This window comes from Ectobacillus soli, from assembly GCF_042610425.1.
Classification (GTDB): Bacteria; Bacillota; Bacilli; order Bacillales; family Bacillaceae_G; genus Ectobacillus.
On sequence record NZ_JBGJZM010000001.1, the window covers coordinates 1,418,279 to 1,442,699 of the forward strand.

The 24,421-nt window shown below is 37.7% G+C and carries 27 protein-coding genes and 1 riboswitch; of the genes, 3 read left to right on the forward strand and 24 right to left on the reverse strand.

The genetic code is table 11. The features are described from left to right. Window positions 1-35 precede the first annotated feature (35 nt). From ACAN53_RS07375 to ACAN53_RS07415, 9 genes are all read right to left on the reverse strand, one after another. Window positions 36-251 (reverse strand): DUF3961 domain-containing protein, encoded by a 216-nt coding sequence (locus ACAN53_RS07375; protein ID WP_379968556.1) that lies wholly within the window; start codon window positions 249-251, stop codon window positions 36-38. 170 nt (window positions 252-421) lie between these two features. Then, window positions 422-1,699 carry a Glu/Leu/Phe/Val family dehydrogenase gene (locus ACAN53_RS07380; RefSeq protein WP_379968558.1) on the reverse strand — a complete coding sequence of 426 codons (1,278 nt, stop codon included), beginning with the start codon at window positions 1,697-1,699 and terminating at the stop codon, window positions 422-424. A gap of 194 nt (window positions 1,700-1,893) precedes the next feature. Then, window positions 1,894-2,499: a genetic competence negative regulator gene (locus ACAN53_RS07385; protein WP_379968560.1), complete on the reverse strand. Its 606-nt coding sequence runs from the start codon at window positions 2,497-2,499 to the stop codon at window positions 1,894-1,896. A 67-nt stretch (window positions 2,500-2,566) separates the two neighbouring features. Next, the gene (locus ACAN53_RS07390) at window positions 2,567-3,463 is read right to left on the reverse strand and encodes a MerR family transcriptional regulator (RefSeq protein ID WP_379968562.1); all 897 of its coding nucleotides are present in this window, start codon (window positions 3,461-3,463) and stop codon (window positions 2,567-2,569) included. A gap of 27 nt (window positions 3,464-3,490) precedes the next feature. Beyond that, window positions 3,491-4,231 (reverse strand): metallophosphoesterase, encoded by a 741-nt coding sequence (locus tag ACAN53_RS07395; RefSeq protein WP_379968564.1) that lies wholly within the window; start codon window positions 4,229-4,231, stop codon window positions 3,491-3,493. A 163-nt stretch (window positions 4,232-4,394) separates the two neighbouring features. Further along, window positions 4,395-4,856, reverse strand: coding sequence for a LysM peptidoglycan-binding domain-containing protein (locus tag ACAN53_RS07400; protein ID WP_379968566.1), 462 nt, complete (start codon window positions 4,854-4,856; stop codon window positions 4,395-4,397). Next, window positions 4,849-5,436, reverse strand: coding sequence for a CPBP family intramembrane glutamic endopeptidase (locus ACAN53_RS07405; protein ID WP_379968568.1), 588 nt, complete (start codon window positions 5,434-5,436; stop codon window positions 4,849-4,851). Before ACAN53_RS07405 ends, ACAN53_RS07400 begins: the two co-directional genes overlap by 8 nt. Then, on the reverse strand, window positions 5,429-6,958 hold the full coding sequence (locus ACAN53_RS07410) for a RecQ family ATP-dependent DNA helicase (protein WP_379968570.1): 1,530 nt from the start codon (window positions 6,956-6,958) through the stop codon (window positions 5,429-5,431). Before ACAN53_RS07410 ends, ACAN53_RS07405 begins: the two co-directional genes overlap by 8 nt. Beyond that, window positions 6,948-8,003 carry a YpbB family protein gene (locus ACAN53_RS07415; protein WP_379968572.1) on the reverse strand — a complete coding sequence of 352 codons (1,056 nt, stop codon included), beginning with the start codon at window positions 8,001-8,003 and terminating at the stop codon, window positions 6,948-6,950. The genes ACAN53_RS07410 and ACAN53_RS07415 overlap by 11 nt, the downstream gene beginning before the upstream one ends. Window positions 8,004-8,238: 235 nt before the next feature. Here ACAN53_RS07415 and ACAN53_RS07420 point away from each other — a divergent pair, with 235 nt between their 5' ends. Next, complete coding sequence (locus ACAN53_RS07420) at window positions 8,239-8,487, forward strand: ferredoxin (RefSeq protein WP_379968574.1); 249 nt, start codon at window positions 8,239-8,241, stop codon at window positions 8,485-8,487. 99 nt (window positions 8,488-8,586) lie between these two features. Here ACAN53_RS07420 and ACAN53_RS07425 read toward each other — a convergent pair whose 3' ends face one another. After that, entirely contained in the window at window positions 8,587-9,162 is a 576-nt protein-coding gene (locus ACAN53_RS07425; protein ID WP_379970276.1) for an ECF transporter S component, read from the reverse strand. A 150-nt stretch (window positions 9,163-9,312) separates the two neighbouring features. After that, window positions 9,313-9,448: riboswitch (FMN riboswitch) on the reverse strand. 213 nt (window positions 9,449-9,661) lie between these two features. Here ACAN53_RS07425 and ACAN53_RS07430 point away from each other — a divergent pair. Next, complete coding sequence (locus ACAN53_RS07430; RefSeq protein WP_379968576.1) at window positions 9,662-10,162, forward strand: inorganic diphosphatase; 501 nt, start codon at window positions 9,662-9,664, stop codon at window positions 10,160-10,162. A 126-nt stretch (window positions 10,163-10,288) separates the two neighbouring features. Continuing rightward, the gene (locus tag ACAN53_RS07435; RefSeq protein WP_379968578.1) at window positions 10,289-10,972 is read left to right on the forward strand and encodes a hypothetical protein; all 684 of its coding nucleotides are present in this window, start codon (window positions 10,289-10,291) and stop codon (window positions 10,970-10,972) included. Between the two features lie 75 nt (window positions 10,973-11,047). Here ACAN53_RS07435 and ACAN53_RS07440 read toward each other — a convergent pair whose 3' ends face one another. The 14 genes from ACAN53_RS07440 to ACAN53_RS07505 form a co-directional block, all read right to left on the reverse strand. Continuing rightward, on the reverse strand, window positions 11,048-11,674 hold the full coding sequence (locus ACAN53_RS07440) for a peptidoglycan DD-metalloendopeptidase family protein (RefSeq protein ID WP_379968580.1): 627 nt from the start codon (window positions 11,672-11,674) through the stop codon (window positions 11,048-11,050). A 90-nt stretch (window positions 11,675-11,764) separates the two neighbouring features. Further along, complete coding sequence (locus ACAN53_RS07445) at window positions 11,765-12,346, reverse strand: cob(I)yrinic acid a,c-diamide adenosyltransferase (RefSeq protein WP_379968582.1); 582 nt, start codon at window positions 12,344-12,346, stop codon at window positions 11,765-11,767. 175 nt (window positions 12,347-12,521) lie between these two features. After that, window positions 12,522-14,288 (reverse strand): ATP-binding protein, encoded by a 1,767-nt coding sequence (locus tag ACAN53_RS07450; protein WP_379970277.1) that lies wholly within the window; start codon window positions 14,286-14,288, stop codon window positions 12,522-12,524. Next, window positions 14,288-15,004 carry a response regulator transcription factor gene (locus ACAN53_RS07455; RefSeq protein ID WP_379968584.1) on the reverse strand — a complete coding sequence of 239 codons (717 nt, stop codon included), beginning with the start codon at window positions 15,002-15,004 and terminating at the stop codon, window positions 14,288-14,290. The genes ACAN53_RS07450 and ACAN53_RS07455 overlap by 1 nt, the downstream gene beginning before the upstream one ends. 267 nt (window positions 15,005-15,271) lie before the next feature. Beyond that, window positions 15,272-16,429, reverse strand: a complete 1,158-nt coding sequence (ccsB, locus tag ACAN53_RS07460; RefSeq protein ID WP_379970278.1) for a c-type cytochrome biogenesis protein CcsB — start codon at window positions 16,427-16,429, stop codon at window positions 15,272-15,274. Window positions 16,430-16,463: 34 nt separating this feature from the next. Continuing rightward, a complete protein-coding gene (gene resB, locus ACAN53_RS07465) occupies window positions 16,464-18,056 on the reverse strand; it encodes a cytochrome c biogenesis protein ResB (RefSeq protein WP_379968586.1) in 1,593 nt (530 codons plus the stop codon). A 34-nt stretch (window positions 18,057-18,090) separates the two neighbouring features. Continuing rightward, window positions 18,091-18,618, reverse strand: coding sequence for a thiol-disulfide oxidoreductase ResA (gene resA / locus ACAN53_RS07470; RefSeq protein ID WP_379968588.1), 528 nt, complete (start codon window positions 18,616-18,618; stop codon window positions 18,091-18,093). Between the two features lie 157 nt (window positions 18,619-18,775). Beyond that, window positions 18,776-19,504 carry a 23S rRNA pseudouridine(2605) synthase RluB gene (rluB, locus tag ACAN53_RS07475; RefSeq protein ID WP_379968590.1) on the reverse strand — a complete coding sequence of 243 codons (729 nt, stop codon included), beginning with the start codon at window positions 19,502-19,504 and terminating at the stop codon, window positions 18,776-18,778. A 233-nt stretch (window positions 19,505-19,737) separates the two neighbouring features. Further along, complete coding sequence (locus ACAN53_RS07480; protein WP_379968592.1) at window positions 19,738-20,268, reverse strand: spore maturation protein; 531 nt, start codon at window positions 20,266-20,268, stop codon at window positions 19,738-19,740. Beyond that, entirely contained in the window at window positions 20,265-20,864 is a 600-nt protein-coding gene (locus tag ACAN53_RS07485) for a nucleoside recognition domain-containing protein (RefSeq protein WP_379968594.1), read from the reverse strand. The genes ACAN53_RS07480 and ACAN53_RS07485 overlap by 4 nt, the downstream gene beginning before the upstream one ends. Then, window positions 20,857-21,966, reverse strand: a complete 1,110-nt coding sequence (locus ACAN53_RS07490) for a D-alanyl-D-alanine carboxypeptidase family protein (RefSeq protein ID WP_379968596.1) — start codon at window positions 21,964-21,966, stop codon at window positions 20,857-20,859. Before ACAN53_RS07490 ends, ACAN53_RS07485 begins: the two co-directional genes overlap by 8 nt. A gap of 134 nt (window positions 21,967-22,100) precedes the next feature. Further along, window positions 22,101-23,015: a superoxide dismutase gene (locus ACAN53_RS07495; RefSeq protein WP_379968598.1), complete on the reverse strand. Its 915-nt coding sequence runs from the start codon at window positions 23,013-23,015 to the stop codon at window positions 22,101-22,103. A gap of 371 nt (window positions 23,016-23,386) precedes the next feature. Beyond that, the gene (locus tag ACAN53_RS07500) at window positions 23,387-23,890 is read right to left on the reverse strand and encodes a DUF3907 family protein (protein WP_379968600.1); all 504 of its coding nucleotides are present in this window, start codon (window positions 23,888-23,890) and stop codon (window positions 23,387-23,389) included. 44 nt (window positions 23,891-23,934) lie between these two features. Continuing rightward, window positions 23,935-24,318: a hypothetical protein gene (locus tag ACAN53_RS07505; protein WP_379968602.1), complete on the reverse strand. Its 384-nt coding sequence runs from the start codon at window positions 24,316-24,318 to the stop codon at window positions 23,935-23,937. Window positions 24,319-24,421: the final 103 nt, after the last annotated feature.

The window sequence follows — 24,421 nt, forward strand, 5'->3', positions numbered from 1 at the left end:
TATACTCCATATTTATCTAATAAATTACTTCTATTTCATAGTGCCATCATTTGTGTTACTACTAAAATAAATAATAAAATTGTGAGTGAAATGCCGTAAAATCCATAGAACCATACACGATCGCCTCTTGATTCCAAACCAAAAAACATATCTAAGCGCTCAATAAGACTAGTTACTTTAACTTGATGTCTAGGTTTTTCATCCATGTAATGAGATGGCAGTGCAACTGATTGATTATACGCAGCTTTCATTCTCTTCTCCCCTTTTCTTCGTACAAGTGTTCTCCTTATGAGGAAAGTATACCACGAACCACAAAAACGAACAAGTGTTCTTTTTTGTTTTTATCAAAAAAAAATAGACCGATACGCAGAAACTTTGCATCGGTCTATTTGAATCGCTTCCATTTATAAGTAAAAAAAAATTAAACCCATCCTCTAAAACGACTTGCTTCTGCCATCTTACGAACCCCTATCATATAAGCAGCTAACCGCATATTAACCTTTCGTACTTGCGCTGTCTCATAAATGGCATTAAATGATTTTACCATAACTTTCTCAAGACGTTGTTCTACCTCTTCCTCTGTCCAGTAGTAGCCTTGATTATTTTGTACCCATTCGAAATAAGAAACAGTAACTCCACCAGAGCTAGCTAGAACGTCTGGAACGAGTAAAATACCGCGATCCGAAAGTATTTTTGTAGCCTTCAGCGTGGTAGGCCCATTTGCCGCTTCTACTACAATTTGAGCTTTTATCTGATCTGCATTTTCTTCTGTAATTTGATTTTCTATCGCTGCTGGAACAAGAATATCACAATCAAGTTCTAGTAATTCTTTATTCGTAATCGTATTTTGAAACAATTTAGTAATGGTACCAAAACTATCCCGACGGTCTAGTAAATAATCTATATCGAGTCCCTTAGGATCATACATTGCTCCGTATGCATCTGAAATTCCAATTACTTTCGCACCTGCATCATGCATAAATTTTGCCAAATAACTTCCTGCATTTCCGAATCCTTGTACAACAACCCGAGCACCATTTACGTCAATACCACGTTTCTTTGCAGCCTCGCGAATCATAATGGTAACTCCCTTAGCCGTGGCAGTTTCACGACCGTGTGATCCACCTAATACAATCGGCTTACCTGTTATAAATCCAGGCGAATTAAATTCATCAATTCGGCTGTATTCATCCATCATCCAAGCCATAATTTGTGAATTTGTATATACATCTGGAGCTGGAATATCTTTTGTAGGTCCTACAATCTGACTAATAGCACGAACGTATCCTCTGCTTAATCGTTCAAGTTCTCGAAAAGACATATCACGCGGATCACAGACGATTCCGCCTTTTCCTCCGCCGTATGGTAAGTCTACAATTCCACATTTTAAGCTCATCCAAATTGAAAGTGCCTTGACTTCATTTTCAGTTACATTCGGATGAAAGCGTATTCCACCTTTAGTTGGACCAACTGCATCATTATGTTGAGCACGATAACCCGTAAAAATTTTAACGTGTCCGTCATCCATTCGAACCGGGATTTTTACGGTCATCATACGAATAGGTTCTTTTAACAACTCATATACTTCTTGCGGATAGCCTAATTTTTCTAGTGCCTCTTTTATTACAATTTGAGTTGATTGTAACAATTTTAAATGCTGTTCTTGTTGTAGCTTTTGATTCTGATTCTCGGCTACCATGATTGCCCCCCTACTCATTTCTAATTCTTTCACATTGCTTAGTATACACGGATACATTTGGAATGCAAACGAAAACCGCCATACGTTCTAAACTGGCACAGCCTACTTGTAAGCGATTACAAACAGGCTTTTTGCGCCCTTTTTAGATAACATTAACAAGATCATGACATAAACCTATGTAGAAAGCCTCAACTTTATGAGTTGAGGCCATTGTTTGCAACAAAATAAGAATATATTTGTTCAATTGCGCGTTCCTTCATTAACTCTTTTCCGTATTCCACTAAACGATAGATCGTTATAGTAGCTGAATTACCGTACTCAGCTAAAATTGCAATCATATTTTCCTTGTTAAGTATCATATCTTCTTCTAACAGAACATAAAATCTATCTTGAAACGAATATAATTTTCCACCCGTAATACCTAATGAATAGAGTCTGTTCGCTAGCGCGATCACATCGTCTAGTGAAGAAAATTCATATAATATATCATCGCTTTCATCTAGCGTAACCTGCATTTCAATAAATTCATCACTAAAATCTTCTTCTAAATCTTCCTCTAGACGCTCTTTCGTTACGATAACAATCATACCCTGTGCTTGTAATGAAAAAACTTCAACAGCAATTGGACCATCTGCTTCAAACCCAAGCTCAAGATTTGCCTCATGCATCATATCACGAAACAGTTGCTGTACTTTCGGAGCATTTTTCCACAAATCTTCTTTGGTCAGTCCACGTTCCATTAAATCATCAAACGTTAGAAATATTTTAATTTTGTTGTAATTTAGTCGTTCCAGCCTCATCCCATACCCTCCTAACATCAACAGCAGCATCTAAAATTAGTATATGAAAGAGAGATGGGATGGTTCATCATAACATTTGTGACATCCACCGATCCCACTCTTCTTTCGTTGTACCTACTATATATTCCTGCAAAGCTTCTTTTTCTTGACTAGACAACATAGTGAATGCCAATCCTCCAAGGCCAACCGTTAGAAAATTATACGTTTCTCTGAGACGGTTCGCCAATTGAATGGTAGGCATTACATTCTTTTGAAGTGTACAAGAGAAAAAAACGAACTTCGGATTTACTTCCTCTATTACGATATCAATATCAGTTTCGACAATACTCGTACCAAAGTAGATGACCTGATACCCTTTTCTTCTTAAATAAATAGTAAAAATTAAAAGTCCAAGTTCATGAGTTTCATCGGGACCACAAACCGCAATTACCTTAGGAAGAACTGTATTCACTGGTAGATTGTGATAAATCATTCCAATGCGAGATCGAAGAAAAGATGTAGCATAATGTTCATGAGCGCTCGTAATTTTATGATTCTCCCACATCTCTCCAACCTTAATCAATACTTTGGAAATAATATCCATCGTTACCTTATCCACGGAAAAAATACTAAAGGATTCGTTTAAATATTCATGAGCTTTAATTTCATCAAATTGTAGCAGAGAATGGAGAATAGAGTCAATTAAAATTTCAACACGGCTATCTTCTTTATTGAATAATTGTGTAGTTAATTGGTTACTTTCTAATAGGCTAACCGCTTGACCAATCGTAAACCCTTCATTTACTTTCTCAAGAAGCCACTTAAGTATTTTAACATGTTCTTCTGTATAAAGCCGATGTCCCGCTTCGTTTCTTTTCGGAGCAATTATTTGATATCTTCGTTCCCATGCACGTAACGTCCCCGGTTGAATGCCAAGCATATTTGAGACTGCTTTAATGTTATATTTTCCTTGATAAGTTTCCATATCTATTTTCCCACCTTACCAATCGTATCAATCGTCATTAGCTTTTATTGTGAGTAAACATACTTCTGATGAAGGATACCGATAAGGAAAATACGATGAACGGTATCCATTACTACAAAATAACTTCGTGCAATCCAACATATTGATCCCCCCTCCAAATGATGGATTCTTTGTGTATCCACTTAAAATGAGTGAAATATGATTGTCTGCAGTAACCTTATTCACGATGCTACTATCGTGACATGCAAGGATACGAAATCCAGCTTCTTCTGCATCGCTTAATGCCAAATCGAGTCGATCTCTACCTATTGAAACATCATCTACACCAAGAAGAATGAGTAATTCTCCACTATTTGATTCAAACACCGCACGGGTATTATCAAGGATTGTTACATTATAATCGTGCAAGAGTGCATCAAGATCATGCGCATTGCCTTCATAATCTTTTTCTCCCCATACAAAGTAGATAGGACCAATCTTCCTTAGCCGTTCAATATTTTGTGAGACTCGTTCCAAAGGCACTCCCTTATCTGTCACGTTTCCTCCAATGACAACAAAATCCGCTATACCTATTGCTTGTTCCACTATAGAGGTTGACACGAGGCAACGACGAATATCCGAAATATAAAAAATAGTAATTTCCCCAAAGCTATTAGGAAAGTCTTCACATATTATATTTTGCTTTCGAATAATTACTTTTTGTGCTGCTTTATATTGATAGCAAACCATTATAAATCCTAATAGAACTATTACAACAAAACCAATCATAACATACCCCTTATATTTATCTTATACACTTCCTATTACATAACCTATACAGATAATACCACATTCATGTATCAAAGATAAAAGACAATGAACTGTACTCATAAATAAACCTTCCTTGTAACAAGGAAGGTTCATCATAGCACCAATCGCTTATAAAATACGATTACCGCGATGGGATTTTTAACACTTGTCCAACTGTCACACTATTATTTGGAAGTGTATTGTTTTTCAGAATAATTGAAACACCATCATCATTAGGAAAGTAGGTCTTGGCAATACTCTCCAACGTTTCTCCGTCCGTAACTTTATGAAAAGTAAATGTACCCGTTTGATTTGATTGCTTTATTTGCTCTGTTTGTGCACTTTTCTTTTCAAAAAAAATTTCTTCAAATATTTTTGAATTTTGTTGTATTTCTTTTTGTTTTTGAACGATATAACGATTTGTGAAAAAGTAAACAGCAACTGGTAATATAATAAAAACAGCCACAAGGAAACGGATAAACAAGTATTGAATATGACGTTTCTTTTTTTTAACGTCTCGTTTTCTATGTACCTCACTTCTTGGGGGTAAAGATTGTATTTCTTCCTTTTTCTCGTCTTGTAACGTGGATGTATATTCAGACATGCTCTTCTCCCTCCCCTGTTTTTCTTACATATAACCCCATAATAAAATCCACAAGAAAGTGCGCAAAAATAGTAACGAGTATATTTCCCGTCCATAAAAATAAAGAACCGAATACCACGCTTATAAATAATACAAAAATGAATAAAAAAGGCTTTTTTAAATAACGTATATGTAAGACTGCAAAAACGATACTCGCATATACGAGCCCCACCTTCGTTTGTAGAATACCACGAAATAATAATTCCTCCGAAGTACCGATAAGTAAAGTTAATAAAAAAAGATGTGATATGCTAATACCACGAAATATTCGATCATTTATCCCACCATCATCAAGCCATTCTTCTGGCAATAATTTTGTATATGCAAAATCTATCAAAACAATTATACAAGCTATGCCCCCACCTAAAATTATAATCTCTTTTGGATTCCACACAAACAATAAATAGAGAACCGTAACGTCATGAAATAGCATGTATGATAAAAATATGCTAAGAGCGATAATTATAGCTTGTGTAATATACAAATTAAAGCGAAGTTCACGTTCCGACATTGCTTCTTTTACTTTCTGCTCTTTATTCATGTTTCCTCCATAGATTTGGGTAAAGCAAATGCTGTAACTCTAATTTCCAATCCATACACTCCATGGATGTAGCATTGTCGGTTTCACAATAATTGGAAATATCTATCCCACACCTATCACAGCAAGGATCTGGTTTTTCCTCAAGTGTATAATTAAAGAGCTGCAACAATCCTTCACGTCTACATCCCTCAACCTCAAGCCATCTTTGCATATCTTGTAATTTATCAATCTTTGTCTTAAGCAATGACGTTGCAGCCGTCATTATTACTTCCTTGACGTTAGCTCCAAGTTTATTTTTATCCAACCCTTCTTCTGTTATTACACCAAGTTTTTCTAGTTGAAAGTAGACAAAACGCCAATGTTGCTCTGTAAATCCAAACGTATTTCGAGCTACTTCTTCTGCATGATCTACAGAAATCAGACTTTCCTGTCCTTGTTCTATGCTCATTATAAAACTTGCAATTCGTTCATTACTTGGGAGTTCATCTGCTATCATATGCATCGGTCCTTCATGATCCATCGGTGAAAGTAGAATAATGGCAACACTCTTCTGCCCATCACGCCCTGCTCGGCCAATCTCTTGCAAATAGGATTCAATATTGGAAGAATATTGAAAATGAACAATATAACGTATGTTTGGTTTATTAATCCCCATTCCAAAAGCACTTGTACATGATATAATCCGCAACTGATCATGGATGAACTGCTGCTGAATTAGCATACGGTCTTCTTGCTCCATTCCCCCATGATAGTGAGAAACTCCTGCTATTCCCTCTTGTCGTAAATAATGGGCAATTGCCTCTGACCAATACCGACTCGAACAATATATAATTCCTGGTCCTTGTAATTTTTTTATATAATCAAGTAAGACTTTCTTTTTCTCTTCTATTGATTCAACCTTATTAACACAAAGGGCAATATTGGGTCGATCAATCGAAAATAAGTGCATCTTGACGTCAGTTAGATGTAAGCTACTGACAATATCCTCTAACATAGGTTGTGTTGCTGTAGCCGTTAGTGCAAGAACAGGAGGATTACCTAGTTTTTTCACAACTCGGTATAGTCGCTGATAATCCGGACGAAAATCATGACCCCACTGTGAAATACAGTGCGCCTCATCTACTACGAACAAGGCTACTTGAATGCGTTGCAACGTCAAGATAAATTGCGTTGCTTGTAACATTTCTGGTGAAGCAAATATAAATTTATACCTATGTATACGATGCATTGCTGCTCGTTTTTCTTCGAACGTACGGAAGCTATTAAAGGCTATTACTCGTTTTTCTCCAATCATACGCAGTTGGTTTACTTGATCTTCCATAAGCGATAGTAACGGTGACACAATGACAACGGCTCCATCTAGTGCATATGCTGGTAGTTGATACGTAATTGACTTTCCACCGCCCGTAGGAAGCATTGCAACGACATTATGCCCCGCTAGTAAATCAATAATAATTTCCTTCTGTCCTGTACGAAAAGAATCATACTTGAACTTTTCCTGTAGCAATGCTTCAAGATTCACTGGCTCCTCCTAACGATGCGAGTACTAGACGTATGGAAAAATAATCAATATCTGTACCTACATACTCTTTAAGTACACGTAGCTTCCTCGTATTCACTTCCTGAATTACAGTACGAATTCGCTTCAGCTTATCATCTGATACGAAATGGTCTACTCGAAATGAAGGCACATGCATTGCTATTTCCACTAAATGATCTTCTATCGTATTTTGTTTCAACCTACGTAAAGCAGCCATTTCCTCTATTCCTCTCCCATTTTTCCATAGCATGTACGTTTTTTGTGCAGACATGCTTAAGATTGTGGCAAAATCATCACGTTCTGGAATTAATGCCTTTAAAAAGGATAACTCATTATCTTGTTCTATATGCGATATTAGATAATGAAGGGTTCCAAGAAACGACAAATGTACTTGAAATGAATCTTGGTGATAGTATAACGCTAATTGCTCACTTGTGTATCCAACGCGATGTGCACCTGTTAAACGAAAAACGAACTTAGCTGCATCCTCATCCGGTAGTGCCTCGAGCAATTTGAGGATTTCCTCATAAAGCTTGTCCCGAACCTGCTCTCTCGAATATGGAAGAGAAAATAAGAATGTTCTCACCCAAGACGTAGTATCATGATCTTGCTGTACTGGGAGAAACGACGTATATGTTTGTAAATGGGAAACGGTTTGTATAAGTAAGGATAACCGCCTCCACACGACTTCCGTTACATCTTTATATACCAAGCCATTTAAATTGGGAGGAAAAGGTGTAACTTGAAGTGCCTGTGTAAGAGCTGCTTCTCCTAGTGAAGAAAGCAAAAAAGTATTTTCTTCAATTTTTACAATTTGATTTAGGTTTAATAATTGATTAATTTGCTCATCATATACGTGTCGACTTAGTTTCTTGCAGATTCCGAACAAAAAGGATAAGCCATATACCGTTCCATCTTGTAGAGTTTGTGAAGAACGCTTTCCCTTTAGAAGATGATAAATGGAAGCAGTCGTCCGTTCACCATTAATTTTTCTAAGTCCGAACAAAATCGTATGTGAAAGTTGCAAAGCAAACTCCCCTTTTCTACTTCATATGCCTATATTGTAACAAAAAAAAACAAGTATCGTCATAGTTGAAAAATTGAGAGTGCTTAAAAAACATGTCGATTTTATAACAAAACATGTATTTTCCACGAGTTTTTAATTGAAAAGTTGAAGAAACCGTTTTACAATAGGTTTAGAATTTCTTTCATTAGATTTTTCTGAAAAAGATTTGATACATAATATTAGGAGGTTTTCAAAAATGGCAAAGTATACAATCGTTGATAAAGAAACATGCATTGCATGTGGAGCTTGTGGAGCATCTGCACCAGACATTTATGATTATGATGATGAAGGTCTAGCATTCGTAACATTAGATGAAAACAAAGGGATTGTTGAAATTCCTGACGTTCTTCTAGACGATATGATGGACGCTTTTGAAGGTTGTCCAACTGATTCAATCAAAGTTGCTGAAGAACCATTTGATGGCGACGCAACAAAATTCGAATAATATCGTAAAAAAGCGTTATTCCTAATTGGAATAACGCTTTTTTTACGTAAAGTAAAAACGACCGAAATATACACTCGGTCGTTTTAATCATAGATATTATTATGCACTCTTCATTTTTAGACTCATCCAAACCCGTAATCGGCTAATGAGAAGAACAGCCACTACAGCGATGAATACACCCTTGATAATATTAAATGGCAATATGCTTGTTATAATAAGTTGTTTCATCACTGCACTAGACATGGCAGGTGAGTTTAAAAACCATGTGTACGCAGGTAAAATGAGGTAATAATTCAATACACTCATGCTAACCGTCATAATCACTGTCCCAAGAACAAGACCTGTTGTTAACCCTTTAACAGAACGATATTTTCGGTACAAATACGCTGCTGGCAAAATGAAAATGCATCCTGCAATAAAGTTAGCAATTTCTCCAACTGGTACACCTGTTAGGCTTCCTTGAATACCATAGTATAAAATATTTTTCGTAGCTTCTACGATCATCATAGCAACTGGTCCAAACATAATCGCTGCCACCAGAGCAGGCACATCACTAAAATCAATTCGTAAAAACACAGGAAATCCTGGAAATGGGAAATCCAACATCATAAGTAAGTAAGCAATACTACCTAACATCGCTACAGTCACCATTTTGGTTACGTTTCTGTTCTTCATATTTCTCTCTCCCTTTTCCTTCGATCTTCGTTTGGAAAATGGGAAGGCCCCATCTATCGTACTCATAGAAAATCCCCTTTTCAATAAGAAAAGGGGAGAATTTGTGGTACGGTAAATAACGTTTTCATGAATGTAATGATAACGCCGAACCTCCATCTTCTCCCATCCAGACTGTACTGTCGGCTTCGGAATCTCACCGAATCGTGCCAAATAAAGGCTCGCGGGCTTAAAAGCATATAGCTCTCATACCGCCGGTAGGGAATTGCACCCTGCCCCGAAGATAGATCGATATTTGATTTTATAACTCGATTATACAATATTTCGCATGAATTGTGAAGAAAAATGTCAGATTTTTATACCATTTCATTGAAGTGACTACTAATTTCGATTATACTTATGTCCTAAAGTTATATACAGACAATTGACTTAACACGACTTTGTTTATTTCAACTATAGTCTGATGTTTCGCATTACATGCTTATTAAAGGAGGATGATCTCATGACATTTGAAAACAGAATTGTTGAGGCTTTTATCGAGATTCCAACAGGCAGCCAAAATAAATATGAATTCGATAAAGAAAAAGGTGTTTTTAAATTAGACCGTGTACTTTTCTCTCCTATGTTTTATCCAGCTGAATACGGATATATTGATCATACATTAGCAAATGATGGTGATCCATTAGATATTCTTGTTCTCGTAACGAACCCAACTTTTCCTGGTTGCGTCATTGATGCACGTGTAATTGGTTTTTTAAACATGATAGACGGCGGAGAAGAGGACTCAAAGCTTATTGCGGTCCCAACTGAAGATCCTCGTTTTCAAGATGTTACGTCATTAGATGATGTTCCGCAGCATAAATTAAAAGAGATCTCCCATTTCTTTCAAACATATAAAGATTTACAAGGAAAAAAAACAGAAATAGGGGCATGGGAAGGTGCAGAAGCCGCTTCTTTACTGATTGATGCCTGTATAGCTCGGTACAAAAGCGCACAAAAATAACAATTATTTGTGCATGTTATAAAGAAATATATTACTCATTTTAGCATTTACACTGGTGTTTATAAATCCAAAGTGCTAGTATGTTATATTGTGAAGAAACGGCAGTTCTTTGTTGGAGGAAATGTCATGAAGAAAACGCAAAAGCAGACTGTTTATCAGTTTATGAAGAAAAGTCTGCGTAAAGAATATTTTTATTTAAAAAGGGATTTATTGCTATATTGTCCAGTTGAACTTGGAGAATTTTCAACAAATGCATATTACGCTTCACTTGATAAGGACGGCATTAGTATTTATCAATACGATAAAAAAGTAGATAACCGTATTAAATTATTAGAAAGACATCCTTGGAAAACATGGAATCATGTGAAAATTGATCATTTTTTAAAAAAATCAGAATTTGTTTTTCAAGGTCAATCAAATCGAATTTTTTATTTTTTAAACGATGGAAAATCGGTTCAAGAAATCATTGCGAACTACACTGCTATTGAGGTAGAAGTAGCAACCAGATCCTTTTGGCGAAAGTTGCCAGGATACCGGTCACTTTCTCCGATAAATATGTATGTAGCATCGATATTTTACGCTGCAATCCCATCGTATATTCTCAAGCTGCTTCTTCCATATATCGTTCAAAAATTATTCTTTGCAATTTCTGTTTTCACGATGCTACTTGGACTTCTTTGCTTGGTCATCGGACTCATTGATCCGACAATTGTACTTTGGAAACAAAAAGACAAAACACGTAAAAAAGTTTTATATTATTATAGTTATATCATGATTACTGGATTTATTTGTATTTTTATTTTTTGGTAATACATAGTAACGACATAAAACAGACCATCAATGGGAGGATGGTCTGTTTTCTTGTTATAAACATTTGTTAGTATATCATTCTATGCTTGTCCGCATTCCCTGTATACGCAGCTGCTGAGAAGGATAAATTGTATCGTTTTGCAAATGATTTATGCTTTTTAATTCCTGAACAGTCATACCAAACTTTGTAGCAATACTACGGAGTGTATCTCCTTTTCTCACAAAATAAGATGTAGATGACACCATTTCTGATGGTACATTTCCTAATACACGAAGTGGATTGACTGCATTTGTTTTTGCGACATTCCAAGCACCTTTATGTACTTCAAAATGGAGATGAGCCCCGTGTGATAAACCGGTATTTCCTACCTCGCCAATTTTCTGTCCACTTTGTATGACTTGCCCAACTGTAACGATGCGTTTGCTTAAATGTGCGTAAATCGCTTCATACCCATTCGAATGACGGACAAAAATAACATTACCATAACTCTTACTATAATACGATTTCGTCACCTTACCCGAACTAGCTGCTAGAACGGCAGTCCCTGCTGTTGCAGCAATGTCGATTCCGTAGTGATGTCCATTTCGCGTTCCAAAATAATCGCTTATAACACCCGATACGGGCCATGTCCATTTTGTTTCTGCCCTTGTATGAACCGGCAAAATGAATACGAAAATGAACACGAGCTTCAACCATTTCATCTTATCTCCCTCCTAAAGCTCACCGTATTAGTTTGCTCATTTTGTCAAACTCATATACGAGTGTACAATAGGAAAAATATCATTTGCTTATCAATTAGAGGACTCTTCCTCTTTACTACGAAATACAATTGCACTTCTTTCGTATTCTACATCCTTAACACCAAGTCTTGCATTAATTACCCGTGCTACCGCGAATAAGTAATCTGATAGACGATTCACATACTTTAATACGTTCTCATTAATAGCATCTATTTTTTTCAGTGAAACAATCTCACGTTCTGCCCGTCTTGTAATCGCTCTTACGATATGTATAGCGCTTGAAGCAGGGGATCCTCCTGGTAAAATAAATCGTTCGAGTGGCGGTGCCTCTTGAATATATGTATCAATACGTTCTTCTAGAAACGTAATCATGTTTTCCGTAACTTTGTAAGGAATTTTATTGTTGACAACTGCTAAATCTCCACCGCAATCAAATAATTCATGCTGCACCTTTTCAAGTTCTTTATATAAATCAGAAAACACATCATCTTTTAGGAGTGTCATTGCTTGACCCAGAAACGAATTGACCTCATCAATTGTTCCGTACGCTTCTACACGAGCATGATCTTTATCAACCCGTCCCCCCACTAAGCTTGTCTTACCTTCATCACCGGTTTTCGTATACAATTTCATTCATACCCCTACCTTTCTTATGCAATGCATATTTTACATTTTTCTACAAGTAATGCACGTACTCCTTTATTTTATCTGTATTTTCTATACTTCGCATCTTTCATTGCCTAACCATGTACAAATAGCTCTTACGATTACTTTCACAAAGAAATCGTAAGAGCTTTTTGTTATCTATCTAGGGATGCTTGGGCAAAAAAATCGAAAACGTTGTACCTTCGCTTACAATGCTATGCACCGAGATATGACCGCCGTGTGTTTCAATGATATTTTTTGCTATAGCCAAGCCGAGCCCTGTTCCGCCTGTTTTTCCACGGGTTCTCGCTTTATCACCTTTATAAAAACGTTCAAAAACAAATGAAACATCCTCTTCTGGAATTCCAATACCAGAATCCTTTACTTCAAAGGACACTCCCTTAGCATCCTGATCAATGATAAGAAGAACTTCCCCGCCTTCATTAGTATGTCGAACAGCGTTATCAATCAAATTGGTGAACACCTGCTCCATACGGTCCGGGTCAAACGAAATCTGTTTCACATCCGAACGATAGACGGCATGTAATTCAACTGATTTTTCCTTTACAATTCCTTGAAATTTACGAATGATTTTTTCTACAAAGGGAACAACTTCAATCACTTCCCAATGTAATTCTACGACTCCACTTTCCATCCGGGCCAAATCGAGCAAATCATTAACTAAACGTCCTAAACGAACCGATTCATCGTAAATAATTTGAACAAACTCATGCACTTCTTCCTTAGTAGAAACAATATCATCTAGAATGGCTTCGCTGTATCCCTGCAACATAACCATTGGTGTTCGCAATTCATGAGACACATTTGCAATAAAATCTTGTCTCATCTTTTCCAACCGTCGTTCTTCCGTCATATCACGAAGTACGGCAACTGCCCCACGCACATTCGTTTGATTGTATAGTGGTGTCATAAGTACAACATAATTACCATTTTGAAAATTCACTTCCACGACTTGCTGCTGCTCACTTTTAACAACTCGGTGAAATAAATTTGTCAAAACATCAGGGATATGCCCTTTCGTTTCCAATACTTTGTAGTCTTCATCCAAAAGTTTTACGAAACGCTCCGCAGGTGGGTTTATCATAACTGCTTCCCCGTCATGATTAAGAGTAATCACGCCATCCGCCATACTACTTAGAATACTTGATAAATGTTCCTTCTCTTGCTGTAAGGCGTTAATATTAAATTTAAGCTGCTTCCCCATCTGATTAAGAGCTGTAGCAAGCTCACCTATTTCATCTTGTGAACGTGCCTTTGCTTTTACATCAAATTTCCCACGTGCAACTTCAAAGGCTACCTCCCTCATTTTACGCAAGGGAGCAGTAATTCGTGTTGATAGAAAAAAAGCGAAAAAAGTCGTCAAAATTATAGCAATTCCAGCTGATAAAAAAATGAAATCTGTCGCCTTATCCATCGCTTGATTTGAAACCTGAAGAGACTGATATACAAATACAGCTCCTCCATTTTGGTTTTTGATAGGAATACCAACAATCATGATTTCATTGTTATTCGTACTTACATCCTTTGGTACAAGAAGCTTCTTTTTCACTGTCTTTTTTTCAGTAAATACTTGATCGAGTTGACTATCCTTTTTCAAATCATCAAGGGTTAGTCGAACTAGTCCCTCCTGTTCTGGAGAGTAAGAAATGGTAGCCCCGCTTTTCACCACAACAATTTGGGAGAGAGGATCGACAAACTGATATGCGATATTTTCAATCGTTCTTTCATCCATACCATCATCAATCATTTGGGATATACGTGTCGCAAAATGAGTAAGACGTGTCTCACTTAGATTATCATAGTAGCTTTGAAAGAATTGATGTAGTAGCAGCATTACAAAGCCTAGTACGAAGGAAACAAGAAGTAAAATCGTAATCCAAAGCTTCCCTACAACGCTTCGCCAAAACATCAATCGTTCACGACCTCAAATTTGTAGCCAACGCCCCATACTGTTACGATCATCTTCGCTGCATTAGCAGATTTTTTGTTTAGTTTTTCGCGTAAACGTTTCACATGTGTATCGACTGTTCGCAAATCACCAAAAAACTCGTATTGCCATACTTCTTTCAGCAATTGTTCCCGGTCAAACACTTTATCGGGTGACTTGGCTAGAAAAAGCAGAAGCTCATATTCTTTCGGTGTTAACCCAACTTCCTCCCCATCAGCAACGACGCGGTGCGCATCATTATCAATTGTAAGATGTGGAAATACTGTAACATCCTTTGATGTCGTTTCACTGGAGAAAAAATTATTCGAAGCAGACCGACGAAGCAAAGCTTTCACGCGAAGTACCACTTCACGAGGGCTAAATGGCTTCACAATATAATCGTCTGTCCCTACTTCAAAGCCTTGCACACGGTTTACTTCCTCACCCTTTGCAGTTAGCATGATAATCGGTGTTGCCTTTTTTTCACGAATTTCCTTACAAGCTTCAATGCCATCTTTACCCGGCATCATAATATCGAGAATAATTAAATCGTAATCATATTGAAGTGCCTTTAAAACGGCAGTATCTCCGTTATCAGCTTCATCAATTGTATAGTTTTCCCGCTCTAAGTACATTTTTAAGAGGCGGCGAATTCGTTCTTCATCGTCTACTACTAAGATTTTTGCATCTTTTTCCATTGTCATTCCGTTAGAAGAATAAATTCTTCTTCGGATTCCACCTGCCTTTCATCTATATACTCTAAATATTACCATGCTAACTTTCTTTATTCTGTTCATTTTTTATAATAGCAACATTATTTTGCCATTACTTTGTTACAGAAATGGCATTTTAACATAGTAAACATGAAACCCCCTTAATATTTTACAGAAGGTGCATTCAGTTTGCTATGTTTTTCATAAAATTGAAGAAAAATTGACAAATTTAGAAACAAACCGTGACTTTCCTTAGGCATAAGAATGTAAGCCTACAATAACAAGATTTACAGCAACTAAGTTAAACATAATAATAGCAAATCCCATGACAGCTAGCCATGCTGACCGTTCTCCGTGCCATCCTTTCGACAGGCGCAAATGCAAAAATGCAGCGTAGAACAGCCACGTAATAAGCGCCCATACTTCCTTGGGATCCCACCCCCACATACGCGTCCAGGCTGCTTGGGCCCAAATCATTGCAAAAATAAGGGCTCCAAGGGTGAAAATTGGGAATCCAATTGCAACGGAACGATAGCTAATTTCATCTAATAACTCGTCGTCCGCCTTCTGAATGAGAGGCTGTAGGGCTGTGCCTATTCGTTTTCGCAAGATAATGCGAAGCAAAATGTAAAGCGCTCCACCAAATAACAATGACCATACAAATGTATTCAACTTCTTTGCATCAAGTACTGCTGGTAATTGCACAATTGGCTTTATAACCGTATTTGTCAGCTCCTTACCTTCATGAAGTCCAATAAGTGGTGGAAACTTGTATGCAGTTTCTACTCTCTCATCATTTTTGTTCGTCCATTGAAATTTCGCTTCATAAGAGATAGCTGAAAATAAGGAAGCAGCAATAATAAATCCCAGCGTTGCTAGTAAACAATACATAATAAATTCAAGCCAAAATGTTTTCGCACTCCGTATGGTTTGATCTACATGCTTCAGTAAATAAAGAAGCCCTGCCACTGCACTAATCGAAAGAATCGCTTCTCCTGCAGCAGCAGTTGTAACATGAATGTAAAGCCAATTGCTCTTAAGAGAAGGAATTAACGGAGCAATATCTGTCGGAAACATACTTGCGTACGCAATAATGAGTAGTGCTATCGGTAAAGCGAACAATCCGAGCAAACTCGAACGATATATAAAATAGATAATGATAAAAGCAAGAACCAGCATCATACCGAAAAATGTAGTAAATTCAAAGAGATTGCTAACGGGTGCATGCTTTGCTGCAATCCAACGTGTAATAAAGTAAAGAAGCTGTGAAACAAACCCTATTATGGTTATTATTATACCAATGTTTGCCCACGTATTTCCCTTATCACGTACTGCACCTCCAAAAACTAAGGTACCGAGTAAGTACAACAGGAATGCAACAAATAAAAAGTTACTGCTCAGTCCCGCCACTTTGATCCCCGCCTCTCGTTTTCTTTTCCAGAACTTAATCACGCAACTCTTCTATCGAAGTCCCTTCTAGTATTTTCTTACACTCCCTTTGAAACCCATACCAATTTTTATTTGTAAACCCAGCAATCCACCATTCATCATTCACTCGTTGCACCCAAATACGACGATGATTCCAGTACATCCCTTGCGATACACCAATCATAAAAATAATGCCACCTAGTGCAACCATCCACAGTGTACGATCCTTACGCACCGTTAATGCAGTGACATTCTTCGTTTCCGTACCTGCAAACGATATTTTGTAAAGATTCTTCCCATCCGTTTCAATATTTTGACGAATACCTACAAAGCTAACCTCACCATTAGGTGTTTGCGGAGTAGTCATTTTAAACACGAAACCAGGATTGTTTGGAATCTTCGTTTTCGTATTCGGCTTGCCTTGCTCATCTAAATAAAAATCTGGAAAATAACTTACGAGTTGTGCAGAATATCCATTTCCTAGGTCATATTTTTCTTTTGGATTAGTTAGATCAACTTCAATAGGTCCCCATTTTTGTTTGGATTCCTTATTTTCAAGATTAAAAAACATTTTACTAAATTCGCCCTCTTTATAATCGACCTGATAAAGAGCATAATCGGCAAATTTCAACGGATCATTCACCCGAATGGCATAATCCTCTACTTTTTCTAACTGAGGCTGTTCTCCCGCTATCGTGTTCCCAATCACTTTAAATAAAACAGCGTTGGTTTGAAAGTTTTTTGGAATCATCCCATCGCCAACACGGTTAATGGCGCTTTGAAACACCTTGTCATCCTTTTGACTATCATATACTTCCTTTATAAACGCTTCATTCTTTAAATAATACATTCCATTTGTTCCTGGTATTTCCTTCGTCTGTCCTTCACGAAGCCAAAGAAGCTCATCTACATACATTCCTGGGACAAATCGCATCATAATGCCTATTAGAAAAATAATAATACCTAAATGATTGACATAGGGACCCCATCTAGAAAACCGTCCCTTTTCTGCAAGTATGTTACCCTGTTCGGTGCGGATATGATAATGCCTACGTTTCATATTTACTTTTAATGTGTCAATATCTTCTTCAGATAGTATCATTTTTTTGAATAAACGTTGCCGACTAAGAAAATTAGGATGTCTTGTCACACCTTGTTTGGCAAGCGCTTTGTATAGCGGTATCACACGATCTAAACTCGCAATTACAAGGGAAATTCCGATTGAAGCGATAAGCAGCATATACCACCAAGAACTATATAAATGATGAAACCCAAGGGTATAATAGATTCCCCCTAACGTTCCGTATTGTTCTTGGTAGAACTCGCTTGGTGATGCAGAGGGTGGAATATACATTTGCTGCGGAAATATCGTACCTATCATGGAAGCAACCAACGTAATCACAATGAGCCAAATACCGACTTTAACAGATGAAAAAAAACTCCAAATACTATCAACGATTGATTTCGTCTGTATAATAGACCGCCTTGCACTTCCTTCATATTTCATATCTAACAAACCTTCATTTTGCACAAATGGCTTCCCACATTTCTCGCAAAAGGATGTGCCAAAAGGGTTCACGTGTCCGCATTCACATGTAACGTGTTCCATTCCCTCACCCCAATTTTTGTCATGTAAAGGCTTTCTATTCTTTCGTTGCAATTTCCTTTAAATACCCTTCAATTTGTTCTTTCGTTTGTGTACCGGTTATTTGTTTCAACACTTTTCCATTTTTATCAATTAAAAATGTAGTGGGCAGAGGACCTACTCCGTATGTATTAATTACTTTTTGTCCTTTATCAATCGCAATTGGGAAGGTTAATTTATATTGCTGTGCAAAATTTTTCACTGCTAGATTCGTTTCGTCGGCATTTAAAGCAACTATTTCTACACCTCTATCTTTATAGGTTCCATATAATTCATTCATATATGGCATTTCCTCTTCACATGGTTTGCACCATGTGCCCCAAAAATTCAACAAAACACCTTTTCCACGTAGATTCTGTAACGTAATAGAATTCCCATTTGTATCCACCAAAGAGAAATTTGGTGCCGTTTTTCCTATTTGCACCTTTTCCTTAGCTGCGAAAAAGTTTTGATAAAACGTAAATACTAATGCACCAATGAGAATAAGTAGAATACTAGAACGAAAGAGCAGTCTCTTTTTTTTCATTGTATTTCCTCCTAATATGAAAAGAAATGGTCCTAAGCTGACCGATACAAATGTAGTTCAACCAATGGAGGACCATTTCCTTTTCGAAGCTTTCTAAATGATTTAACAATACAAGCCTATGAGTAGGAGATATCCTACGGTAAAATCACCCTGCTCATTATTTTATTTGTTTAAGTGCTAGTGACCGAAGTTGTTTTACTTCATGAGGAGATAATCCTCTCGAATCACCAGGGCGAAGAGCTCCGACCCCTAAAAACGCATATTGCTCTCTTTTTAATTTCACAACTTTACAACCGACCGCTTCTAACATTCTTCGTACTTGGCGATTTTTTCCTTCATGAATCGTAATTTGCACGATTGCTGTTTCCTTGCGACGATCCCCGCCAAGCAATTTGACTCGAGCTGGAGCAGTTTTACCATCCTCTAACATGACTCCCTTTTCAAGCATGGTTATTTTCTCCCGATCAAGTACACCTTTCACCTTTGCAATATACACTTTTTCAATTTCGTGCTTTGGGTGCATAAGTAAATTAGCAAATTCACCGTCGTTCGTCATTAGCAGTACACCTGATGTATCATAATCTAATCGACCGATAGGAAAAATACGCTGTTCAATGTGTGGGAAAAAGTCTGCAACTACTTTGCGCCCTTTATCATCACTTACGCTTGAAATGACTCCAACAGGCTTATATAGCAAAAAGTATACCGGCTCTTCTTTTTCAATTTGAATGCCATTTACTTCAATGCGATCTTGTCTCGCCACTTTCGTTCCCAATTCTGTCACAACGACGTCATTGACTTTTACTTTTCCTTGTTTAATAAGCTCTTCCGCATTACGTCGTGACGCAATTCCGGCCTGAGCAATAACCTTCTGTAAACGTTCCATATTTGATTATTCACCTCAAATTTATCTTATAGCCATGCAAAGTGGAATACAAGCGATCCCTGTCATTTGCGTATTAACTCCACACTCTGTTCCTTTTTTCGTCAAAATTCATTCAAAAAATTATCACATAAAAAGGCCACTATTAAGCTCTTTTTTCTTAATAGCGGGGCTTACCCATTATACTAGAATTTCCTGTAAAAAGAAAATAGAGTCGTAAAACAATCAGGATTATGCTAGGAAAACATAAGTGATACAAACACAATACTACATATAATTCCAATTAAGTCCGCAAATAAGCCTACCTTTACAGCGTCCCCCATCTTTCGAATACCAACTGCTCCGAAATAGACGGTTAGCACATAGAATGTAGTATCTGTACTTCCCTGCATAGTTGAAGCAAGCCGCCCAATAAAAGAATCCGGTCCATACGTAGCAATAAGATCCGTTGTTATACTTAAACCTGCTGAACCAGAAATCGGACGAATCAGTGCAAGGGGTACAATTTCTGCTGGGACACCAATTTGATCAAGCATCGGCTTAAGTAAGGTAACAAAAGCATCGAGTGCTCCCGATGCACGAAAAATAGAGATGGAAACGAGCATGCCAACCATAAAGGGTAAAATAGCTATAGCAATTGAGATACCTTCCTTTCCTCCTTCTACAAATGATTCGTACGTAGGTACTTTCTTCCATGTACCATATAATAAAATAAAACCAATGATACAAGGGATGAGCCAAAGGGAAATCGTATTTATAATACTCATTTTTTCTTTCCCCCTTTTTTAAATCGTTTATGATAAAAATACCGATCAATCCATATTGCACCCATCATCGATAGAGCCTGTGCTATAAAAGTAACACCAACAATCTCTGTAGGATTAGCTGATTCATATGTCATACGGACGGAAATAACCGTTGTTGGAATAAGCGTTATTGCTGAAGTATTTAAAGCAAGAAATGTAACCATTGAACGACTGGCAGAGTCACTCCCCCCATTTAGTTCCTTTAAATGCTCCATTGCCTTTATACCAAGCGGTGTTGCTGCATTGCCAAGTCCAAATAGATTTGCCATCATATTTGAAAGAATGAACCCCATGGCTGGGTGATTTTTCGGCACATCTGGAAATAATTTTTTTACAATCGGCATGAACAGTGCCACAAGTTTCTTTAGCAATCCTGCTTCTTCCGCAATTCGCATTAGGCCGAGCCAAAATACAAGTACACTTATAAGACCAATACAAATGGTAACAGCTTGCTTTGCCCCGTCAAATACAGCTTTATTTACTTCCTCCATCGTTCCATGTAACATAGCGAACACGACGCCAATAACCGTCATGAGTACCCATATGATATTAACCATTGAATCTAACACCTATCATACAAGAGAAAATTTGAATGAAATCATGCCAAAGATCTCCTGTTACAGATACAAGCAACCGTTTACTATAATACAAGTTACGTTCACCAATCTTTTGTCCTTCTAAGGATATAATTGCTTTGCCTACATTTTGTCCTTCCTGAACATTCTGATTCTCGTTCCATTGTAATGTAACAGCTACTTTTTGACTTTCTTCCTTGGTTAATGGGTATGAAAACTCTTGCTGGATATAAACATGATTAGCGAGTGACGGATGACTTACCTCGTAAGCACCCTTCTTTAGTATTGGCACCATCTGATAGTCTTGAAAAGCTTGCTCAAATAAATTTGTATGGTCGTCCCAGTCGTTTGAATCATTGAGCGTAACAACAATCAGGTTCATACCATTTTTCGATGCGGTTGTAACAAGAGTTCGACCTGCTTTTTTCGTAAATCCGGTTTTCCCGCCCGTTGTAAATTCATACATAGAGGTTAGCAGCTTATGCTTGTTGGTCCACGGATAGTCCCATGCATTTGAACGGAATTTTTTCGTACCAAATATAGTTTTAAAGGTATCGTTTTGCGTCGCATAGCGAGTCAGAAGTGCCATATCATAGGCAGAAGAATAGTGCTGTCCGTCCCCATCTAGTCCACTTGGATTCGAAAAGTGAGTGTGTTGCATGCCAAGTGACGCAGCTTTTTGGTTCATCAAAAACACAAACCCATCGACACTCCCGCCGACGTATTCTGCAATAGCTTGGGCTGCATCATTGCCAGAGCGAAGCAAAAGCCCATATACTAAGTCGATCAGCTTTACCTTGTCCCCAGCCTTTAAGTAAATAGAGGAACCCTCTACGCGGACCGCATTATCACTAATCGTGACTGTTTCCTGAAGCTTGCCCGATTCTACCGCTAGCAAAGCTGTCATAATCTTCGTAATACTCGCAATTCCACGGGACTCATTTGGCAATTTCGCATATAACACTCTCCCAGATTGCTGGTCCATTAACACCGCATTATGAGCGCTCACACTAAAAGCATATGTAGGGAGAGGAACCAAACAAAAGCAAGCTAGGCACATCCAAAAAACACACTTGCGCCACATCTGCACCAACCTCACGTCCTTTATCAGCCTAATTTGTACAAGTGTATGCCGAAAAATAATATATATACCAGAAAAGCTACACCGGCTCGTTCAGTCCCATAGGACAACAAAAAAGACGCATCCTCTGCGTCTTTTTAGTAAGGCTGCCATTCTACTCTTTCAGCTTTTTCGAGTCTCTGGGCTACGTTATCCCAATTTACGATGTTCCACCAGTTTCGTATATATTCGTCTTTTCGGTTTTCGTATTGCAAATAATAAGCATGCTCCCATACATCAAGTGCTAGAAGCACGATTGTATCCCACTGTGCAAAAAGGTGATGTAACGTGCTTTGAAGAAGATCTAAACGTCCTGAACGAGGAGACCATATGAGAAGTGCCCAGCCTGATCCTTCCACTCGGTTTGCAGCTTCCGAAAAGTGTCTTTGAAAAAGTTCCAAGCTTCCAAAATCTCGCTGAATAAGCTGCAACAATCTCCCTTTTGGTTGACTGCCCCCTTGCTTCATATTATTCCAAAAAATCGTATGCAGAAAGTGGCCAGAACCATGAAAAGCAGCTTCTCGTTCCCAATGCTTGAGTATGTCATAATTACCACTTTCCCTGGCCTTTGCTAACATTTTTTCCGCCGTATTTAATCCTTCCACATAACTACGATGGTGTTTATCGTGATGAAGACGCATAATCTCTTTTGAAATATATGGCTCTAATGCATTATAGGCATATGGAAGTGGTGGTAGAATATGAGAGCCAACTGGCACTGCACGAACAGCAGTGGTTGGATATCCTCTTGCATATTCTTCATGCTGACCGGACACGAAAACATCTTGTAATTGATATTGAATACGTTCAACATCATCACTCAGTTCATATACGAAATCTACATCATAATCGATTTTCTTCCCCTTAATCCGGTCTAATAGCGTTTGTATTCTATATTCAAGCATATGAACATCATAGATTTCAGCAGCGCGGCTATCGAGTACATGCAATACACTCTCACACCAATCTCCCACCTCATAAATATAGTGGTCAAATAAATCACGCTGACTCATATGGCACCCCCTTATGCAGTACCCTCTATATATATTCAAACAGAGAAATAGCTATGCCTACCAAGAAAAGCAAAAACGGCTCGTTCAGTCCCATAGGGCAGAGGTTCCTCGCACAAAAAGGCGCTTTCCGCCTTTATGGGCGAGGGTTCTCTGACCGGAGGGACTAGCCGGTTTTGCTAGACACAAGAAAAGCAAAAACGGCTCGTTTTGCTCCGGAGGACAGAGGTTCTTTCCCCTTAAAGGCGCTTTTTTCCCTTATAGGGAACGAATCCGACTAGATTCTCATGAAAGAAGCCACTGAATCATAGTACTTATTCAGTGGCCTCTCACAATAACTATTTTTGTTGTGTGTTTTATTTGTTATCTGTTTCTTAGCTTCGCAAAAATTTAGATTGCATTGTCTTCGTCTTATAGTCCGTTTCGTAATATTCCAGCTCTTCGCGTATAGATTGAAATTTACCTTCAAGTTGTTTCATCATCGTTTGCAACGAAGGAGGCGGTGTTTGCGGAAACGCAATCGCATTTTTTCCCGTATAGGCTGAACGACTATTTTCAAACCAATAATCATTTTTCGGTGAAAAGAATTCCGAAATGACCTGATGATAAATTTTATACAACGTGTTTTCAGCGGCATTTTTACGGAACGGGCTACTTTTTAGAAGAACACGGCTTGCATCCAATCCCTCTTCGCAAAAGACAAGAAGACGACGATTTGCAGAAAGCAGTCCTTCATAATATACTTTGTCACCATCGCTCACTTCTTCAACAAGATCTGTGATTGTATGATGATTAAGATAGTCTGTTATGACGTTAACCGTTTCTTGCAAAAATGCTTCAACCTGCTTAGTTTGATTTTCCACAATGGAATTTGACATTCCGAATCCTCCCTATACCTCAAGTTTTTATACAAGAGATTGTTCTATTGCGCCTTCATCCCGCTGTTCAATTGTTCGATCGCTATCTTCACTTGTTGCACATTTTCTTCATCAAAATAAGATGCTAATTCTTCTTTTGAATTTATATATACTCGCTTGCGCTCTGTTAAGCTTGGATCTTTAAGCAAACAAGCAAGTGCAACAATCTCCTTAAAGTTTACGTCATTTTCCCCTATTCTAAAAACAGGATCTCCTGTGAATGGAGTGAAGTCATTTAATTGTTCTTCAAAAAAACGTACGTACAATACATGTAATGTTTTTTCAATTCCTTCGTATTCGTACGTAACTTCAGAACGATTAAAAAAATCTTCTGACGTATTCGGCAATGCCTTTTCTAGTTCATATCCTTTTATCTCTTTCAGGATCATGCTTTCACCTCTATTCTATTTCATTACTTGTATCTTATCATAAAAAGTTTTTAATTTATGCAAATTTTTTCGAAATATACCGCATTCCATAAGGATTTTTACT

Excerpts from the sequence above, each read along its gene's own strand:
- ACAN53_RS07375 (WP_379968556.1), bottom strand. The coding sequence starts at position 251 with ATGAAAGCTGCGTATAATCAATCAGTTGCACTGCCATCTCATTACATG.
- ACAN53_RS07380 (WP_379968558.1), bottom strand. The coding sequence starts at position 1,699 with ATGGTAGCCGAGAATCAGAATCAAAAGCTACAACAAGAACAGCATTTA.
- ACAN53_RS07385 (WP_379968560.1), bottom strand. The coding sequence starts at position 2,499 with ATGAGGCTGGAACGACTAAATTACAACAAAATTAAAATATTTCTAACG.
- ACAN53_RS07390 (WP_379968562.1), bottom strand. The coding sequence starts at position 3,463 with ATGGAAACTTATCAAGGAAAATATAACATTAAAGCAGTCTCAAATATG.
- ACAN53_RS07395 (WP_379968564.1), bottom strand. The coding sequence starts at position 4,231 with ATGATTGGTTTTGTTGTAATAGTTCTATTAGGATTTATAATGGTTTGC.
- ACAN53_RS07400 (WP_379968566.1), bottom strand. The coding sequence starts at position 4,856 with ATGTCTGAATATACATCCACGTTACAAGACGAGAAAAAGGAAGAAATA.
- ACAN53_RS07405 (WP_379968568.1), bottom strand. The coding sequence starts at position 5,436 with ATGAATAAAGAGCAGAAAGTAAAAGAAGCAATGTCGGAACGTGAACTT.
- ACAN53_RS07420 (WP_379968574.1), top strand. The coding sequence starts at position 8,239 with ATGGCAAAGTATACAATCGTTGATAAAGAAACATGCATTGCATGTGGA.
- ACAN53_RS07425 (WP_379970276.1), bottom strand. The coding sequence starts at position 9,162 with ATGAAGAACAGAAACGTAACCAAAATGGTGACTGTAGCGATGTTAGGT.
- ACAN53_RS07430 (WP_379968576.1), top strand. The coding sequence starts at position 9,662 with ATGACATTTGAAAACAGAATTGTTGAGGCTTTTATCGAGATTCCAACA.
- ACAN53_RS07435 (WP_379968578.1), top strand. The coding sequence starts at position 10,289 with ATGAAGAAAACGCAAAAGCAGACTGTTTATCAGTTTATGAAGAAAAGT.
- ACAN53_RS07440 (WP_379968580.1), bottom strand. The coding sequence starts at position 11,674 with ATGAAATGGTTGAAGCTCGTGTTCATTTTCGTATTCATTTTGCCGGTT.
- ACAN53_RS07445 (WP_379968582.1), bottom strand. The coding sequence starts at position 12,346 with ATGAAATTGTATACGAAAACCGGTGATGAAGGTAAGACAAGCTTAGTG.
- ACAN53_RS07450 (WP_379970277.1), bottom strand. The coding sequence starts at position 14,288 with ATGTTTTGGCGAAGCGTTGTAGGGAAGCTTTGGATTACGATTTTACTT.
- ACAN53_RS07455 (WP_379968584.1), bottom strand. The coding sequence starts at position 15,004 with ATGGAAAAAGATGCAAAAATCTTAGTAGTAGACGATGAAGAACGAATT.
- resB (WP_379968586.1), bottom strand. The coding sequence starts at position 18,056 with ATGGAACACGTTACATGTGAATGCGGACACGTGAACCCTTTTGGCACA.
- resA (WP_379968588.1), bottom strand. The coding sequence starts at position 18,618 with ATGAAAAAAAAGAGACTGCTCTTTCGTTCTAGTATTCTACTTATTCTC.
- rluB (WP_379968590.1), bottom strand. The coding sequence starts at position 19,504 with ATGGAACGTTTACAGAAGGTTATTGCTCAGGCCGGAATTGCGTCACGA.
- ACAN53_RS07480 (WP_379968592.1), bottom strand. The coding sequence starts at position 20,268 with ATGAGTATTATAAATACGATTTCCCTTTGGCTCATCCCTTGTATCATT.
- ACAN53_RS07485 (WP_379968594.1), bottom strand. The coding sequence starts at position 20,864 with ATGGTTAATATCATATGGGTACTCATGACGGTTATTGGCGTCGTGTTC.
- ACAN53_RS07490 (WP_379968596.1), bottom strand. The coding sequence starts at position 21,966 with ATGTGGCGCAAGTGTGTTTTTTGGATGTGCCTAGCTTGCTTTTGTTTG.
- ACAN53_RS07495 (WP_379968598.1), bottom strand. The coding sequence starts at position 23,015 with ATGAGTCAGCGTGATTTATTTGACCACTATATTTATGAGGTGGGAGAT.
- ACAN53_RS07500 (WP_379968600.1), bottom strand. The coding sequence starts at position 23,890 with ATGTCAAATTCCATTGTGGAAAATCAAACTAAGCAGGTTGAAGCATTT.
- ACAN53_RS07505 (WP_379968602.1), bottom strand. The coding sequence starts at position 24,318 with ATGATCCTGAAAGAGATAAAAGGATATGAACTAGAAAAGGCATTGCCG.